At 68.1% G+C, this 16,130-nt stretch carries 13 protein-coding genes; 1 reads left to right on the forward strand and 12 read right to left on the reverse strand.

Going from position 1 to position 16,130, the window contains the following annotated elements; translation table 11 throughout:
- Positions 1–147: 147 nt before the first annotated feature.
- Genes trpA through trpB form a run of 3 tightly spaced genes read right to left on the reverse strand, consistent with a single transcriptional unit; the run spans position 148 to position 2,853 of the window.
- Complete coding sequence (gene trpA / locus ABGA94_RS05265) at positions 148–957, reverse strand: tryptophan synthase subunit alpha (RefSeq protein ID WP_005417949.1); 810 nt, start codon at positions 955–957, stop codon at positions 148–150.
- A 1-nt stretch (position 958) separates the two neighbouring features.
- Positions 959–1,639 carry a hypothetical protein gene (locus ABGA94_RS05270; RefSeq protein ID WP_005417951.1) on the reverse strand — a complete coding sequence of 227 codons (681 nt, stop codon included), beginning with the start codon at positions 1,637–1,639 and terminating at the stop codon, positions 959–961.
- Entirely contained in the window at positions 1,636–2,853 is a 1,218-nt protein-coding gene (gene trpB / locus ABGA94_RS05275; protein WP_005417953.1) for a tryptophan synthase subunit beta, read from the reverse strand. Before trpB ends, ABGA94_RS05270 begins: the two co-directional genes overlap by 4 nt.
- 97 nt (positions 2,854–2,950) lie before the next feature.
- Here trpB and ABGA94_RS05280 point away from each other — a divergent pair, with 97 nt between their 5' ends.
- Complete coding sequence (locus tag ABGA94_RS05280; RefSeq protein WP_005417955.1) at positions 2,951–3,838, forward strand: LysR family transcriptional regulator; 888 nt, start codon at positions 2,951–2,953, stop codon at positions 3,836–3,838.
- Positions 3,839–3,909: 71 nt separating this feature from the next.
- Here the strand turns inward: ABGA94_RS05280 and ABGA94_RS05285 are convergent, their stop codons facing one another.
- From ABGA94_RS05285 to ABGA94_RS05325, 9 genes are all read right to left on the reverse strand, one after another.
- Positions 3,910–5,019, reverse strand: a complete 1,110-nt coding sequence (locus tag ABGA94_RS05285) for a toxic anion resistance protein (protein WP_005417957.1) — start codon at positions 5,017–5,019, stop codon at positions 3,910–3,912.
- Positions 5,020–5,063: 44 nt separating this feature from the next.
- A complete protein-coding gene (locus tag ABGA94_RS05290; protein WP_375366589.1) occupies positions 5,064–5,771 on the reverse strand; it encodes a hypothetical protein in 708 nt (235 codons plus the stop codon).
- Positions 5,768–11,155 (reverse strand): DNA repair ATPase, encoded by a 5,388-nt coding sequence (locus ABGA94_RS05295; protein ID WP_375366590.1) that lies wholly within the window; start codon positions 11,153–11,155, stop codon positions 5,768–5,770. The genes ABGA94_RS05290 and ABGA94_RS05295 overlap by 4 nt, the downstream gene beginning before the upstream one ends.
- Before the next feature lie 82 nt (positions 11,156–11,237).
- Positions 11,238–13,256 (reverse strand): hypothetical protein, encoded by a 2,019-nt coding sequence (locus tag ABGA94_RS05300; protein ID WP_005417967.1) that lies wholly within the window; start codon positions 13,254–13,256, stop codon positions 11,238–11,240.
- The gene (locus ABGA94_RS05305; protein ID WP_375366592.1) at positions 13,256–13,930 is read right to left on the reverse strand and encodes a hypothetical protein; all 675 of its coding nucleotides are present in this window, start codon (positions 13,928–13,930) and stop codon (positions 13,256–13,258) included. Before ABGA94_RS05305 ends, ABGA94_RS05300 begins: the two co-directional genes overlap by 1 nt.
- 168 nt (positions 13,931–14,098) lie before the next feature.
- Entirely contained in the window at positions 14,099–14,755 is a 657-nt protein-coding gene (locus ABGA94_RS05310) for a phosphoribosylanthranilate isomerase (RefSeq protein WP_053500245.1), read from the reverse strand.
- Positions 14,752–15,522 (reverse strand): tRNA pseudouridine(38-40) synthase TruA, encoded by a 771-nt coding sequence (truA, locus tag ABGA94_RS05315; protein ID WP_053500246.1) that lies wholly within the window; start codon positions 15,520–15,522, stop codon positions 14,752–14,754. Before truA ends, ABGA94_RS05310 begins: the two co-directional genes overlap by 4 nt.
- Before the next feature lie 33 nt (positions 15,523–15,555).
- A complete protein-coding gene (locus tag ABGA94_RS05320; RefSeq protein WP_005417973.1) occupies positions 15,556–15,918 on the reverse strand; it encodes a VOC family protein in 363 nt (120 codons plus the stop codon).
- 26 nt (positions 15,919–15,944) lie between these two features.
- The coding region (locus tag ABGA94_RS05325) for a FimV/HubP family polar landmark protein (protein ID WP_375366594.1) at positions 15,945–16,130 on the reverse strand (186 nt) is incomplete at its 5' end.

Below are 16,130 nucleotides of genomic sequence, written 5' to 3' on the forward strand. Positions count from 1 at the left end.
CGCCCGTGCACCCCCTTCCCAGCTGCGGGGCAGCCGGAAAAAACCATGCTGGGACGTACGTTTAGGTGCTGGGCGGTACCCGCCGCTGGCCGGCAGCCCTTGCACGCGAGCCATCAGGAGGAGGCCGGCCAGCGGCCGGCAGTCCTGTTACGCGTCCAGCGCCTGCCGCAGCGGGGCGAGGAAGGCCCGGGCGCGCTGCACCGCGTCTTCCGCCGAGCCCGCTTCTGCCAGCGCCGCCACCAGCGCGCTTCCGACCACCACGCCATCGGCCTGGCGGGCCATGGCCGCGGCACTGGCGGCATCCTTGATACCGAAGCCCGCCACCACCGGCACCGATGCGCGCGCGCGCAACGCCTGCAGTCGGGTACTGGCGGCATCGCTGTCCAGGCGCTCGGACGCGCCGGTGACACCGGCAAAGCTGACGTAGTAGAGATAGCCACGGGCCAGCGCCAGCAGCTTGTCGGCTCGCGCCTCGCTGGTGGTCGGCGACGCCAGCAGGACCAGCGCAAGGCCGGCTGCGTCGAACGCCTGCTGGGCGTCGCCCGCTTCTTCCGGCGGCAGGTCGACCAGCAGCACGCCGTCCACGCCGGCGTCGACGGCGGCCTTGGCGAAGGCCGCGTAGCCATGGATCTCCACCGGGTTGAGGTAGCCCATCAGCACCACGGGGGTCTGCGCATCGCGTTCGCGGAACTGCGCCACGGCCTGCAGGACGTAGCGGCTGCCGGCGCCGCGCGCCAGCGCGCGCTCGGAGCTGCGCTGGATGGTCGGGCCATCGGCCATCGGGTCGGAAAACGGCACGCCCAGTTCGATCACGTCGGCGCCGGCCTCGACCAGTGCGTGCATGACCGGCACGGTCGCCTCCAGCGAGGGATCACCGGCGGTGACGAAGGGAATCAGCGCCTTGCGCTGCTGTTCGCGCAGACGCAGGAAACAGGCATCGAGTCGGGATACGGGCATTTCAGGCACATCCTTCAATCAGTTCAATCGCATCGCTGGTTCCCCAGTACATCCGGGTGACCTTCCCTTCAAACAGTTCCAGGCGGATACCCAGGTCCGAACCCGGGTCCTGCCAGGTGAGGTACTCGCCCTGGTCACCGTCGTAGGCATGCGGGCTGGATACCGGCGGCTTCGGGAACTGCGCCATGGCCTGGGCACGGGTCATGCCGATGCGCAGGCCGAATGGACCGGGCTGTTCAACCGGCAGCTCCGGGTCGTCGCCCGGCTTCAGATCAAAACGGACCACGCGGTCGTCGTCGGTCATCATCGACACGCCCGGCGGCAACCCCCTGCCGTCGTAGTACTCGCAGTCGCCTTCGAAGAACTCTTTCGCGCCCTGTGCCTTCCAGGGCCCCAGTGACTTCAGGTCCCCCATGTGCTGGCCGACCAGCACTTCGCCGGCATGGTCCAGTGCCACCGAGGCGACGGCGGGGGCGTTGTCGCCGTTGCTCTCTTCCGCAGACGGCGGATCGACGATCGGCGTACGCGCCATCGGGTCGAGGTCATCGTTGGCGGCCGGCTGCTGTGCGGGCTGCGCGGTGGCTTTGGCAGCCGGCGCAAGCACTGGCGGTTCCGGCGGCTGGCACGCGGCCAGGCCCAGCACCAGCAGAAGCACCCCGCTGTTCCGCAGCAGCGCGCTCACAGCACCAGCCCTTCGCGCGCGGCGATGGTGTGCACGTCCTTGTCGCCACGGCCGGACAGGTTGCACAGCACGATCTGGTCACGCGGACGCTCACGCGCCAGCTTGATCGCCTGTGCCAGTGCGTGGCTGGACTCCAGTGCCGGCAGGATACCCTCGGTATGCGCCAGCAGGTGGAAGGCCTGCAGCGCTTCTTCATCGGTGATGCCGAGGTAGCGCGCACGGCCGGTATCGGCCAGGAAAGCATGCTCCGGGCCGACGCCCGGATAGTCCAGGCCGGCCGACACCGAGTGGGTCTCGATGATTTGGCCGTCGTCGTCGCACAGCACATAGGTGCGGTTGCCATGCAGCACGCCCGGCCGACCGGCGGCGATCGATGCGGCGTGGCGGCCGGTGCCGATGCCGTCGCCGGCGGCTTCGGCGCCGACGATCTCGACCTGGCGATCGTTGAGGAAGGCGTGGAACAGGCCGATGGCGTTGCTGCCGCCGCCAACGCAGGCGGTGATCGCATCGGGCAGGCGGCCATACTCGGCCAGCATCTGCTCGCGCGCCTCGCGGCCAACGATGGCGTTGAAGTCACGGACCATGCGCGGATACGGATCCGGGCCGGCCACGGTGCCGATGATGTAGAAGGTGTCCTGCACGTTGGTCACCCAGTCGCGCATCGCTTCGTTGAGCGCGTCCTTCAGGGTGGCCGAGCCGGAGGTGACCGGCACCACCGTCGCGCCCAGCAGCTTCATGCGGTAGACGTTGATCTTCTGCCGCTCGATGTCGGTGGCGCCCATGTACACCACGCATTCCAGGCCCAGGCGGGCGGCAACGGTGGCACTGGCAACACCGTGCTGGCCGGCACCGGTCTCGGCGATGATGCGCTTCTTGCCCATCCGCGCGGCCAGCAGCGCCTGGCCGATGGTGTTGTTGATCTTGTGCGCGCCGGTGTGGTTCAGGTCTTCACGCTTGAGCAGGATCTGCGCGCCGCCGACATGGTCGCTCAGGCGCTGGGCGTGGTAGATCGGGCTCGGCCGGCCCACGTAATGGGCCAGGTCGCGGTCGTAGGCAGCCTGGAATGCCGGGTCCTGACGGGCCTGGTCATAGGCCTGGGCCAGTTCCTGCAGCGGACCCACCAGGGTTTCGGCAACAAAGCTGCCGCCGTAGCGGCCGAAATGGCCCTGGGCATCCGGGAAGGCGTGGTAGTCGGCAATGGGGGAGGCAGACATGGAAGCGACCGCTGGTTCGAGACAGGTGGATACTCTAGCGCACGGGTCTTGACCGGAAAATGGATATTATCTGGCGCATATCGTCAGGAAATCTCACATGAGCCGTTCCCTGCTGCCGCCGCTCAATGCGCTGCGTGCGTTCGAGGCCACCGCCCGTCTCGGCGGCGTTGGCCGCGCCGCACACGACCTGCATGTCACCCACGGTGCGGTCAGCCGCCAGCTGAAGCTGCTGGAAGACCATCTCGGCCTGGCGCTGTTCCAGCGTGCCGGTCGCGGCCTGCGCCTGACCGCTGCGGGCACGCGGCTGCAGGCAGCGTGCAGCGAGGCCTTCGGCGGCATCGAAGACTGCGTGCGCGAACTGCGGCGGCCGGCGGCGGCCCCGGCGCTGGTACTGGGCTGTAGCGGCAGCGTGCTGGCGCGCTGGATGATCCCGCGCCTGCCTGCGCTGCAGGCCGCCCTGCCCGGCGTGCGCCTGCAATGGTCAGCGCTGGATGGCAGCTTCACCGAGGCACAGGCGGCACTGGATGCGGTATTGCTGCTGGCGCAGGGGCCGTGGCCCCGCGGCTGGCAGGTGCGTGAGCTGGCCCCGGAACGGGTCGGCGTGGTGGTGGCCCCCTCGCATCCGGCCGCGCAGCGACTGCGGCATGTACCGCCCTCGGCGCTGCTGCAGGAAACGCTGCTGCACACCAGCTCACGGCCGCAGGCGTGGCCGGCGTGGGCGCAGGCGCACGCTCTGGACCCCGCGAAGCTGCAGCTGGGTACGGCCTTCGAGCATCTGTACTACCTGCTGGAGGCAGCGGTGGCCGGGCTGGGCCCGGCGATCGCACCCGAGCCACTGGTGGCCGAGGACCTGGCCGCCGGGCGACTGGTCGCGCCGTGGGGGTTTGCCGCCACCGGTGGTTTCTGGGTGCTGGCGCGACCGGACGGACCACCTGATGCGCGCGTGGATGCGCTCGCCGACTGGCTGGGCCAGCAACTCCGCTGACAACAAAAAGGGGACGGAGGGAATTAAGTCGCAAGTGGCACAAACGACTTAATTCCCTCCGTCCCCTTTTTTCAGCTGGCGGTCGGTGTGGCCAGGCGCTGCTGCAGGTCTTCGCGCAGGCGCGACAGCTCGACTTCGGCCTGCTGCCGCTGCTGCATCCCTTCGCGATGGATGCTGCGCACTTCTTCCACCGTGGCGATCAGCTGGTCGTGCACATGGCGCAGCGTGGCCACGTCGATCACGCCGCGCTGGTTGCTGCGCGCGGTATCCACCGAGGCCTGACGCAGCAGGTCGGCATTGCGACGCATCAGTTCGTTGGTGGCGTCATCGATGGCCGTGGACAGTTCGACCGCAGCCTTCTGTTCGCCCAGCGAGAGCTGGATGGCGAACTGGCGCTTCCACGACGGAATGGTGATGTCGCGGACGGTGTTGAACTTCTCGATCAGCTGCAGTGCGTTGGCCTGGATCAGGCGGATCATCGGCAGCGACTGGTCGGCGGCGTGCTGCATCAGCTGCAGGTCGGACACGCGCTTCTCGATCAACCGGATCGCATTGTCGATCTCGCCCTGGCGGATGCGCTGCTGGGGGTCCTCGCTGCCCTGCCCGGCCAGCTGTTCGGCCTGCAGTTCGGCCAGCCGCTGCTTGCCCGCTGCCGCATACAGGCCGAGCGCACGACGTTCTTCGCGGACGATATCGTGCATGCGGTCGAACTCCCCCACGCGCTTTCCCATCAACGCCTGCTGCACGCCGACGTCGGCCAGCAGCTGTTCGATCTGCGCATTGGTGTCGCTGAACTTCTGCACCAGCTCGCCCTTGGAGGCGCGCATGCGATCAATCAGGCCACCGATCACCGGCACCTTCGATCGCTGCGCGAAGCCATCCAGCTTCAGGCTGCGCGCGATGCGCACCACTTCGCCCAGCTTCTCGCCACTGGCATCCAGGTCACGATTGCGCACCTGGTCCAGCAACTGGCTGGAGAACGCTGCGGTGCGCGTGGCGGCTTCGCGGCCGAACACCTGCAGGTTGCCCGGGCGCAGATCGTCCAGTTCCAGACGGATCTCGGCGATGCGCGGCAGATCCTCGCGTACCAGTCCCAGCGCCTGCAGCGCACCTTCATCGAGCGCAGTGGCGGTGGTCGTGCCGGGTACGAGGGCACCGGGGGTCTGGCTGTCCTGGGTCATCGGGCAGTCTCCTTGCAGTTGGGTAAGCGGCAGCGGCGGCCGGCTCAAGGCAGTCTAGCCTGAGCCGCGGCCACCTCGTCATCGATCTGTGCGTGCAACGTGGCAGCCTTGCCAGCCAACGCAGCGCCCGCAGCGGCCTGGCCCGCCAGTACAGCCTGCCGCCAGGCCGGCAGCAGCACGTCATGGATGCGCGCGAAGCGTTGCAGCAGCATGTTGTCCTGGTCCTGCAGCAGCTGCCATTGACCGGCTTCCAGGCGGCGCAGCGAGGCCAGCCGGCGAAGATGGTCCAGCCGATGCGACAGCGCGGCCTGACCGGCGCTATCCAGCGTCGTCAGCCGCGACGCAGCCAGTTCGGCCCAGCCGTCCAGCGCCGCGGCCGCCGTGGAATGCTCAACGATGGCCATGGCCCGCAGCTGCATGTGCTGCTGCAGGTGCTGGGCCTGCTCACGCGCCTGCAGGGCCAGTACGCCCAGCTGCGACTGCAGCGCGTGCCCTTCTGCTTCGCGAGCGACATCGCGCCCCAGCAGCCGTCCCCACCAGCCTTCCTGCTGCCGGATCTGCGCCGGGTTGCCGGCCTGCAGGGCCAGCGCGATGCGCGCAAGCGCAGCCACCAGGCGCTCGCCCGCATCCGGTGGCAACGGCGTTTCGCGCCGCGCCAGCGCCTGCAGCAACGGCGCACCATAGTCGGCCAGCGCAGCGACATCGACCGTATCCGGCAGCATCGGTGGCGGCAGTGGCACGCGCGTGGTCACGGCAGCGGCGGCGGCTTCGGCGTGGATGCCGGCATGCCATCGCCGTCTTCCGGTGGCAATGACTCGCCGTAGAAGTGGCGCATCAGCGCCTCATCCAGCGCCCGCTCCTCCGGCGTCGCGGCGCGGCGCACGCGCGCGCGCTGCGCCACCACAGCGCTCGGCGTGCCCCGCTCGACCTGCTGTCGCGCCCAGCCGGCGAACGCGGCCAGCGTCTGCGACACCTGCACCTGCTGCGCCTGCGATGCCGCCAGCAGCTCCACCAGCGGCGCCAGGCCCGCCTGCAGGTCTTCGGCCAGGGCCGTGGCCGGCACGCTGGGGGCTGCCACGACCGGCGCCGGCGCGGCGGCGGGACGCGCCTCTGAAAGGCGATGCAGGGCCTCCAGCAGCGCCGGCCACGGCGCCGGGGCCGCAACGGGGATCGCTTCCGGCGCGGGCGATGGCAGCTGCAGCGCGGTGGCGATATCGGCCAGCTGCGCCACCACGCGCCCGCCGACATCGCTGTCGTCGGCACCCATGGCCTTGTTGCGCAGGAAGTCGCGCTTGATCTGCGCCCAGCGCTGCGCCTGCGTGTCATCCAGTACGCCGCGCAGTTCGGCCAGCTTCAACAGGTTCTCTTCGGCGCCGGTGGTCAGCAGCTGCGCCTCGCCCAGGTAGTGGTCGGAGATCAACTGCTGCAGTTCGTCCTCGTTCATCACCGGGGAGATCTTCTCGGCCAGCTTGTTCATGTTGCGGTAGCTGCCCTGCAGGCGGAACGGCGGCTCGGTGCGGTAGCGGTCGTCCTGTGCGGCGCTGGCGATGTACTGCTGGTTGACCCGGTAGACCACGTCGCGCACACGCAGCATGCGCTGCAGGGTGGCGGTGATCTCGTTGATCTCCGCGCTGCTGTAGGCGTGGCTGAGGCTGTTGGTCGAGACCTCCTTGCCCATCGCGCGGTCGACCAGCACATACAGGTCGGCCATGTCGCGCGTGGCCAGCGGCGCCAGCACCGGATTGGAGGTCAGGCTGTTCTCGATGTAGCTGAGGGTGAAGGCGGCCTCCATGCCACCGAGCACGTCACCGAGGTTGTAGATGTCGGCACGGTTGGCCAGCATGTCCGGAATCTTGAACACCTCGCCGGACTCGGTGTACGGGTTGCCGGCCATCACCACGCAGAACTTCTTGCCGCGCATGTCGTAGGTGCGTGTGCGACCGCGCCACACACCCTCGATACGGCGGGTGCCATCGCACAGCGAGATGAACTTCTGCAGGAACTCGGGATGGGTGTGCTGGATGTCGTCCACATACAGCATGGTGTTGCTGCCCATTTCCAGCGCCAGGTTGAGCTTCTCCAGCTCCTGCCGCGAGGTTGCGTCCGGTGCCTGGGCCGGGTCCAGCGAGCGCACCTCGTGGCCCAGCGCCGGGCCGTTGATCTTCATGAAGACCAGGCCCAGCCGGTGCGCCACGTATTCCATCAGCGTGGTCTTGCCATAGCCCGGGGGCGAAATCATCATCAGCAGGCCCATCAGATCGCTGCGCTTGTTCTCGCCGACCGTGCCCATCTGCTTGGCCAGGTTGTCACCGATCACGCCCAGATAGACATCGTTGATCAACTTGTTGCGTACGAACGAGGACAGCGGCCGCGCCTTGAACTCGGAAAGCCGCAGGGTCTCGCGCTCGCGACCGATGATGCCCTGGCGCAGCGCCTGGTAGGCATGGAACGCTGGCACGAAATGACGCAGGTGCTGCTGCAGGCGCGCCAGGAAATCATCCAGCGATACCACCAGCGTGCCATTGCTGATGCGTGCGTGTTCACCCAGCAGGCCATTGACCTCCGCCTGCAGTGCGGCATCGCTGGTACGGGTGCGCAACTGGCGCTGCACCAGCAGCAACGCGGCGGCTTCGTCGACATAGCCGGCATGCTGGGCATGCGCCGGCATCCGCGCCACTGCGCGCAGCCACTGCCCAGCCAATGACCAACGCGTAGCCAGTGGATCCTGGCCGCGCTGCAGGGCACGCTCGACCGCCTCACGCTGCCCCGCCTGCTCCAGCTGCTGGGCCAATGCCTCCAGCAGCGCCACCGCGTGGCGGCTGCTGCTGAACACCGGATCGCCCGCCGCCAGTTCTTCGCCCAGATAGGCGGATGCAGCCTCCGCGGCATCGGCATCGAACGGCAACGCGTGGGACTGCGCATACGCCAGCAGCGTCTCGGCCATTTCTGTGCGCAACGCCAGACGCCCTTCGTCGGACCCCAGCAGGCGTGCCAGCGCCTCGGCGCCCACCTGCCGCGCCGGCCATTGCGCCACCGCTTCGCGCCGCTGCTCGGCGGCCCAGAACAGCAACGCCAGCGCACGCACCCGCGGTGCATGGCGCAGGCTGCCGGCCGCCTGCTGCAAAGGCAGTAGCGCACGCAGGATCAGTGCCGCATCGTGGTCATGGATGCCGCGCTCGTAGCCTTCGCGATAGCGTGGTGCGGCAAACGCACGCACGCGCTGATCCAGCGCTTCCGGGTTCGCGACGTCGTGCTGCAGCGCAGCCAGATCGAGGCCGTCGCGCCCCTCCTGCGCGGCCAGCAGCAGGCTGCCGGCCAGGTACTCGCCGCGATACAGCGTGGGCGATTCCGAGTCCAGGGTGACCGGCCAGAACGGCTTGAGTGCGTCCAGCTCCGGGTCGTGCAGGGTCTCCAGGAAGTCGGTGCCGGTCAGATGGATGGCCAACGTATCGCCACGCGGCAACAGGGTCAGGTCCAGTGCCTGCGTATTGACGCTGAAGCGATGGCGCGGGCCCAGCCGCACCACGTTGCCGCCGGCTTCGTACAGGTCACTGCGGTCACGCAGCTGGCGCACCGCCTGGTCACGCACGCCCTTCAGCCGCGCCTCGATGTCGTCGGCCTTGACGTTGTCGTGCAGCGTGCGCAGGCGCTCGGCCAGCTCACGCAGCTTGAGGATCAGCGGATCGCCGGCAAAGAACGCGTTGAGCTCATCGGCGTTGGCGAAGCGCTCGGTGCGCCTGGCCAGGCCGTCGAGGATCCGATTGGCCGCATCCAGTACCGAACGCGCCTTGCGCTGGCGGTCATCCAGCAAGGCCTGCTTGTGCGTTTCGAAGGCCTCGACCAGCTCTTCGCGCTTGCTCAGGATGTCGCCGAGGAACTGCTCGTGTTCGCCGAACTGGCTCTCCAGTTCTTCCAGCTGGACCAGCAGGCGCGACAACTGCTCGTCGGCACGTTCGGGGTCGGTGGCCAGCGCCAGCGCGCTGGTGATCGACTGCGAGAACAGCGCGAACTGGGCGGCGAACTGCGCCACGGCCTCGGCCGAACCGAGTGACCTGCGGCGCTGGTCAGCACGCGCGCGCGCCTGGTTGAGGCGACCGTACAGCACCGAGATCGACTCGACCACGCGGGTGCGGGCAGTGGCATCGTCCACCTTCAGGCCGGCCATCAGCTCGGACAGCATGTCCAGGTCGGACGCCATGCCAAGCAGGCCTTCCAACTGCTCGTCCAGCTGGCGCGCCGTCTGTGCCTGCTGCGCGGCATCGTCCAGCGCCTGCAGGCGCGTGGCCAGCGGCGCCAGCGCCTCCTCGCCGGCGAGGAAGTCACCGGTGGCGGCGCCAACACGGTCCTGTGCCTCCACCAGTTCGACGGTCATCGTCTCGATGCGCGCGGTGTCGATGTAGCGCAGCTCGCGGAGGGTCAGCAGCCGCCCGCGCAATGCGGTGATCGCGTTGAGGGCCTCGACGAAGGCCTGCACCTCGCTCCAGTTCTGCGGTTGCAGCCGGCCCAGCAGCGCCTTGTGCGCGGCCTCGGCCTCCAGCATCGCCTGCGCCGATTGCTGACGGATCGACTGCACCTTCTCGTACTCGTCAAGCACCGATTCGCCGGTCGCGCTGATCTGCCGCAGCAGTGCCTCGGCGCCATCGCAGGCCGCGTCACCCAGCCAGTGGTGCGCATCGAACAGGCGCCGCGTATCGGCCACCAGGCGCTGGTAGCGCTGTACCGACACGTCCTGGCCATCGATCTCGCGCGCCAGGTTGAACAGGTTGGAAATGCCGCGCACCAGCTCGGCGTTGCCGATGCGGCCCATGAAGGTGTTGCCGGGCGGTCGGCTGGCGGCAAACTCGTCACTGCTGAACGGCGTCTGCCAGACCTGCATCGGATGGATGCGGGTCGGTTCGCTGCCCTCGGCATGGAACAGCACCATGCGCCCGTCCTGCATCAAGGCGTAGCCATGGCCGAACACCGGGTTCTGCAGCACGCGCTGGATGGTGTTGTAGACGAACAGCGCCGAGCGCCCGCCTTCGCGCTCGTAGAAGATGTACAGCACGTCCTCGCCGTTTGGCGAACGGATGCTGCGCTTGAACTGCATGCCGGCCATCGAGGCATCAAATGCCTTGTGCTCGCCGCCCTGCAGGTAATAGCCACCCGGGAAGATCACGCCATGGTCTTCGGGCAGCTGCACGCAGGCCTGCACGATCGCATCATTGCGCACGATGCCGCCGGTCAGCGTGTTGTAGATCAGGCCGCGCCATTCGGTCTCGCGGTACGGCAGCACCTTCAGCAATACCAGCGAGCCGACCCGGGCGAACTCGAACTGGGCGTCGTCCAGCGACTGCGTGCTGTCCTCCACGGGTTCACTGTAGATGCCCTGTCCGGTTTCGGTGTTGTTTTCGACCTTGATGGTGAGGTCGCCACCGGTGGTCTCAACGAACAGGGTGTCGAGGATGTTCAGGTGCGAGTGGCGGCCGTTGACCGCGAGGTCGCGGGTCGCCCGGGTCCATTCGAAGTCGAACGGCGGCGGCAGTGCGATATCGCGTTCACCGCGCGCATCCAGGTAAGTCAGCTCGCCCTCGCGCGACAGCGCCCAGCGGAACACGCGCACGTCGCTGCTGCGCTCGCCGATCTGGAACGAGGCCAGCAGCTTGTCGCCGACCACGATCAGCTGCAGCAGGCGCGCGTGCTTGTAGTAGGCATACAGCTCGTTGAAATCGTGCACGAAGCCGGGCTGGTCGAGGAAGCTGCCCTTCAGCTCGAGCGCAGCGACGTCGTAGCCGTCGCTGCCCTGCACCAGCCGGTACAGGCCGAACACATCTTCGATGCGGGTCTGGGTCTTCAGCCCGATGAACACGTTGTAGCCGAACAGCAGGCGGTCCGGGCCCACCTGCACGATGTCACGGCCGACGCAGTTGTTCTCGCTGCGGATGCGGAAGCGCCCGACCACCTCCAGGCGGCTGTCGCCGAACTCGGCCAGGCGCTGGCGGTTGAGCGTTTCGGCCAGGCCCTGCAGGCGCTGGCCCTGCTCGGCCAGGCGGCGGCGCAGGACTTCGTAGGCGCCGCCCTGGGCGACAGCCTGGTCGACGGTGCTACCGCCGGCCTCCGGCGCAGTGGATTCGGCGGACGGATGGGTTTCAGACATCAGCAGGTTTCCGGCTCACGGGCGGACGGCCGCGGTTGCGGCCGGCGCGGGCGGGCGATGGCGGCGGCCATCGCCCGATGCATCAACGGGCGCTGTCGACCACGGTAGCCGACACGGTCGGTACCGCTTCGGCATCCTCGGCGATCTGGCGCGGCGCCGGTTCGGCCACGGCCACGCCCAGGTAGCGCTGCATCAGCTCCTGCACGATCGGGCTCTTGCCGGCGAAGCCTTCGATCGACTTGCCCAGCGACACCGCCTTGACCAGGTTCTCGAACATGCCGCCGTCGCCACCGACCAGGTCGATATCGGCGTTGCGCAGCGCGCTGGCGATGACATTGGCGTTCTCGCGCGAGACTTCCTTGCCGGCTTCGATCGAGGCCAGCGCCTGCTTCAGGCTGTTGTCCAGCATCATGCGGAACTCTTCATGGCCACGTGCCTGGTCACTCAGCGAGGCGATGGCTTCGAACTTGCGCACCAGGCCCTCGGCCTCGGCCAGCAGCTTCTTCTGCACCACGCCGGCTTCGGCATTGCCCAGCGACTCGGTGGCGGTGGCACGGGCCAGGCCCATCTTTTCCTCGCCCTGTGCCTGCGCCTGCAGGGTCTCGGCCAGCACGCGGGCTTCGTTGCTGCCCTGCTTCAGGCTGGCTTCGGCCTTGGCTTCGATCACGCGGGCCTCGGCAATGCCGACCTTCTCGATGGCCAGCGCCGAAGCTTCACGCACCTGCGCTTCGGCCAGGCCCGGCGCTGCCTGTTCGGCACGCAGGGCATCGGCCAACAGGCGCTTGGCTTCGGCCTGCTTGCCGGCCGCTTCATGCTCGGCCTGGGCCAGCGTGGTCAGTTCCACCGCGCGATGCTTTGAAGCGGTCTCGCGCGCCTGCGCTTCCTTGACTTCGCGCACCAGCGCTTCCTGCGCCTTGGCCTCGGCTTCCAGGATCAGCACCTGCTTCTGGCGGTCGGCCTCGGAGACTTCGCGCACTTCCTTGATGCGCTCCTCTTCCTGCGCCACGGTCTTGTCGATGGAGATGCGTTCACGGGTGATGTTGGCCACGTCCATCTTGCCCTGCTCGACCACCTTGTCACGCTCCACGCCCTGCAGCTGCACTTCACGATCGGTGGTGACCTGCTCCAGCTGGCGTGCGCGCTCCACGCGCTCGGCCTCGATGGCCACGGCACGCTGGCGGTTCTGCTCGGCCACTTCCACTTCGCGCAGGCGGTTCTGGTCGCGGATCTCGATCAGCTGCTGCGCTTCGATGCGGGCGTTCTCGGACAGCTGGCGCTGCTCCTCCTGCACCTTGGCGGTCTCGGCCTCCTCGCGTGCGCGGATGGTCTCGATCTCACGCTTCTGCCGCGCTTCGGCTTCGGCCTGCTGGCGTTCCAGGGCCAGCAGCGCTTCGCGCGCTTCCACGTTCTTCTTGGTGATGGCGAGCTTCTCGTTCTGCTCCAGCTCGTTGGTCACCACGTTCTGCGCGGCGGTCAATTCGGTGATCTTGCGGATGCCCTGCGCATCGAGAATGTTGAACTGGTCCAGCAGCGATTTCGGGGTCTGCTCCAGGTAGTCGATCGCCACGTCCTCAAGGACATAGCCGTTCAGATCATTGCCGATCACCGCGATGATCTCGTCGCGGAACTCCTGGCGCTTCTCGAACAGTTCGGTGAAGTCGAACTTCTTGCCGACCGTCTTCAGCGCTTCGGAGAACTTGGCGTTGAACAGCTCGTCGACGGCATGCTTGTCCGATGCACGGTCGGCACCGATGGCCTTGGCCACCCGCAGCACGTCGGCCTGGGTCTCGTTGACCCGCAGGTAGAACGCCACGGCGATATCGGCACGCATGTTGTCGCGGCAGATCAGGCCTTCCTTGCCGCGGCGGTCGATCTGCAGCGTGATCAGGCTGATCCGCATCAGCTCGGCGCGGTACAGCACCGGGATGATCAGCGCACCGGTGAAGTGCACCTTGGGCGTGGAGCTCATGTCGTTGACGATCAGGGCCACGCCCTGGTCGACCTTGCGGTAGAAGGCCTTGAACAGGCCGGCCAGGCCGAGCAGTGCGACCAGCAGCACGGCTACGCCGATCAGGAAGGGGGCCATGGTTGCCAACGTCATCAGTGATTCTCCTTGTTGCCCGGAAGCAGGTTGTCCTGGAAGTCGAGGGCGACCGCGTCGGCGCGGACCACCCGGTAATGGTGTTGATCAGCCACGTGTTCGACCAGCACGATGCGCTCGCCACGCTGCAGTTCGATCTCGCTGCGCACCTGCAGCACCAGTCCGGCGCCGCCATCGTCGAAGGTGGCGTGACCGCTGCGGGCATCCACCTTCGGCGAGGCGACCACGCCGGTACGCCCCAGCAGCGAGGCCTGCGCCACCGGGCGCAGGCGCAGCAGGAACCTGCGGACGGGGCGCAGCAGCAGCGCGGTGAACGGCACCGCCGGCAACGGCGCCAGAAGGGCCACGACCGTACCGATGGCCCAGCGCAGCAGGTCCGGCAGCGGCAACAGCACGAACAGATGGACGAAATAGGTGACGATCCAGGCGAAGAAACCCAGCAGCGTCACCACAAGCATGAGGGGAACCCCACCCAGGCCCCAGCGCGCCAGCAGCGCGGACAGTCCCTGCAGCTCATGTGGGTCGCCATGCAGCGCCCCATCGGCGCCGGCATCGCCAAACCCGTCGTCGACCAGGCCGAAGGCCGCCAGTGCCCAATACAGCACCGCCACCGCCAGCACGATGCTGTACGGCAGGGTCGGGAAACCGAACACGACGGTGAGGAACTCCTGCATCGCTTGCCTTCCTGGGCTGTGGGCGGCGGCCGCCCGTTCGGGACGCGCCGGACGCGCCCCGTCGATCCCCGCGCCGGCCCTCATGGCAGGCGCGCTTGGGACCATCCTATGTGAAGAATGCGTGCAGGCTCAAATCCAGGTCCAGATCACGGCAAATAGTGACGACAATCACTCAAGAACCGTGCAATCGGCGCGGCGCACTTCCTCGACGAAAGTACGCATCCTGTAGCCGTCCTTGATGCCCGGCTCCAGTTCGATGCCGCTGGAGACATCCACGCCCCACGGCAGGGTGGCCAGCACCGCGTCGTAGACGTTTTCCGGGTTCAGGCCGCCGGCGAGCAGGAACGGGCGATGCAGGCCGGTCGGGATCCGGCCCCAGTCGAAGGCCACGCCGGTGCCGCCACCGCCGCCCGGGGCATGGCTGTCGAACAGGAAACCGGCGGCGCTGGGATAGCGCAGCTGCAGGGTGCGGGCGTTGATCTCTTCACGCCCGCCCATGGCGATCGCCTTCAGGTAGGGCATGTTGAAGCTGCGGCAGAAGCCCTCGTCTTCCTCGCCGTGGAACTGCAGCAGGGTCGGTCGTACCGTGCGCAGCACCTCGCGCACCTCTTCCTTGCTGTTGTTGCGGAACAGCGCCACCACGTCGACCATGGGCGCGATCGCCTGGCGCATCGCGCGCGCTTCGGCCGGAGCGACCCGGCGGCTGCTTTCACGGGCAAAGATGAAACCCACCGCGTCCACGCCCAGCTCACCGGCCAGGCGGACATCGCCGGCCCGGGTCATGCCACAGAACTTGATGCGTGTGCGGTAGTAGGAGCGGCTCATAGCGTGACCTCGGCGGGCAGGTGCCAGTTGTCGGGGTACAGGGGCCCAAGGAACACCAGGCCCTGCGGCGGTGCGGTGGGACCGGCTACGGTGCGATCGCGCCCGGCCAGCAGTTCGGCGATCCATTCCACCGGCTTCTCGCCACTGCCCACCAGGATCAGCGATCCGACGATATTGCGGACCATGTGATGAAGGAATGCATTGCCCTGCACGGCAACCTCGATCACCTCGCCCTGGCGGCTGACCTGCAGTGACTGCAGCTCACGCCGGGCGTGCAGCGCCTGGCACTGCACCGAACGGAACGCGCTGAAATCGTTCTCGCCGAGCAGGGCCTGCCCGGCGGCGTGCATCAGGGTCTCGTCCAGCGCGCGGCGCTCCCAGCTCAAGGTCTGCCGGTCCAGCGCGGGCCGCACTTCGCGGTTGAGCAGGCGGTAGCGGTAGCGGCGTGCGCGCGCGGAGAAACGCGCGTGGAAATCCCCGGCCACCGGCACGCACCAGCGCACTGCGATCGAGCGCGGCAGGCGGGTGGTAGTGCCCAGCATCCACGCGCGCGGATCGCGCACCACGTCGGTATCGAAATGCACGACCTGGCACTGGCCGTGCACGCCGGCATCGGTGCGGCCGGCACAGACCACCTGTAGCGGCGAATCGGCCACCGACGACAGGGCCTGCTCAAGGCTGGCCTGCACGCTCGGGCCGCCCTCGCCCAGGTTCTGCCAGCCCCTGAAATCGCTGCCGTCGTACTCGACGCCAAGCGCGTAACGCATGTGCTACCTCAGATATTGCGGGAGGGGCGGCGCTCAGGCCGGATCGCGTTCGGACCACACCGCCAGTTCGTTGCCACCGGGCTCGACGAACTGGAAACGGCTGCCGCCGGGGAAGGAAAACACCGGCCGCACGATCTCACCGCCAGCGTCAAGCACCGCCGTTTCGATCGGTGCCAGCTGGTCAGCGTACAGCACCAGCAGTGGCGCACCGGCATCGCTGGCCCGCAGCGGCTGGCCGCGGAAGAAGCCGCCCTGCAGGCGGCCGTCGTCGAACGCGGTGTAGTCGCTGCCATAGTCTACGAACGACCAGCCGAACGCCTTCTCGAAGAAGGCGCGGCTGGCCGCAGGATCCGTGGAAGCGAATTCAACGTAGTCGATGCGGCGCTCGCGGCTCATGACGGGGTCCTTGTCGGCAGGGTCGATCACGGCAGGCGGGCCAGCAGTTCGCGGGCCTGGGCCTGGCAGTGCAGGTCGCCGCCCTCGGCCACTTCCTGCAGCAACGTACGCGCGGTCTGGGCATCGCCCAGGTCGAGGTAGGCGATGGCCAGCTCAAGGCGCTCCTGCCCGGCGCGCGGCGCCCAGCCGGCATCGCCGGCCGGCGCCGCAGT

The organism is Stenotrophomonas sp. 3diitr2024 (assembly GCF_042136455.1).
In the GTDB taxonomy this organism is placed as follows: Bacteria; Pseudomonadota; Gammaproteobacteria; order Xanthomonadales; family Xanthomonadaceae; genus Stenotrophomonas; species Stenotrophomonas sepilia.

What these genes read in the sequence shown, in the direction of transcription:
- truA (WP_053500246.1), bottom strand. Translation starts at nt 15,522, where the DNA reads ATGCGTTACGCGCTTGGCGTCGAGTACGACGGCAGCGATTTCAGGGGC.
- ABGA94_RS05310 (WP_053500245.1), bottom strand. Translation starts at nt 14,755, where the DNA reads ATGAGCCGCTCCTACTACCGCACACGCATCAAGTTCTGTGGCATGACC.
- ABGA94_RS05320 (WP_005417973.1), bottom strand. Translation starts at nt 15,918, where the DNA reads ATGAGCCGCGAGCGCCGCATCGACTACGTTGAATTCGCTTCCACGGAT.
- ABGA94_RS05295 (WP_375366590.1), bottom strand. Translation starts at nt 11,155, where the DNA reads ATGTCTGAAACCCATCCGTCCGCCGAATCCACTGCGCCGGAGGCCGGC.
- ABGA94_RS05305 (WP_375366592.1), bottom strand. Translation starts at nt 13,930, where the DNA reads ATGCAGGAGTTCCTCACCGTCGTGTTCGGTTTCCCGACCCTGCCGTAC.
- trpB (WP_005417953.1), bottom strand. Translation starts at nt 2,853, where the DNA reads ATGTCTGCCTCCCCCATTGCCGACTACCACGCCTTCCCGGATGCCCAG.
- ABGA94_RS05300 (WP_005417967.1), bottom strand. Translation starts at nt 13,256, where the DNA reads ATGACGTTGGCAACCATGGCCCCCTTCCTGATCGGCGTAGCCGTGCTG.
- trpA (WP_005417949.1), bottom strand. Translation starts at nt 957, where the DNA reads ATGCCCGTATCCCGACTCGATGCCTGTTTCCTGCGTCTGCGCGAACAG.
- ABGA94_RS05285 (WP_005417957.1), bottom strand. Translation starts at nt 5,019, where the DNA reads ATGACCCAGGACAGCCAGACCCCCGGTGCCCTCGTACCCGGCACGACC.
- ABGA94_RS05280 (WP_005417955.1), top strand. Translation starts at nt 2,951, where the DNA reads ATGAGCCGTTCCCTGCTGCCGCCGCTCAATGCGCTGCGTGCGTTCGAG.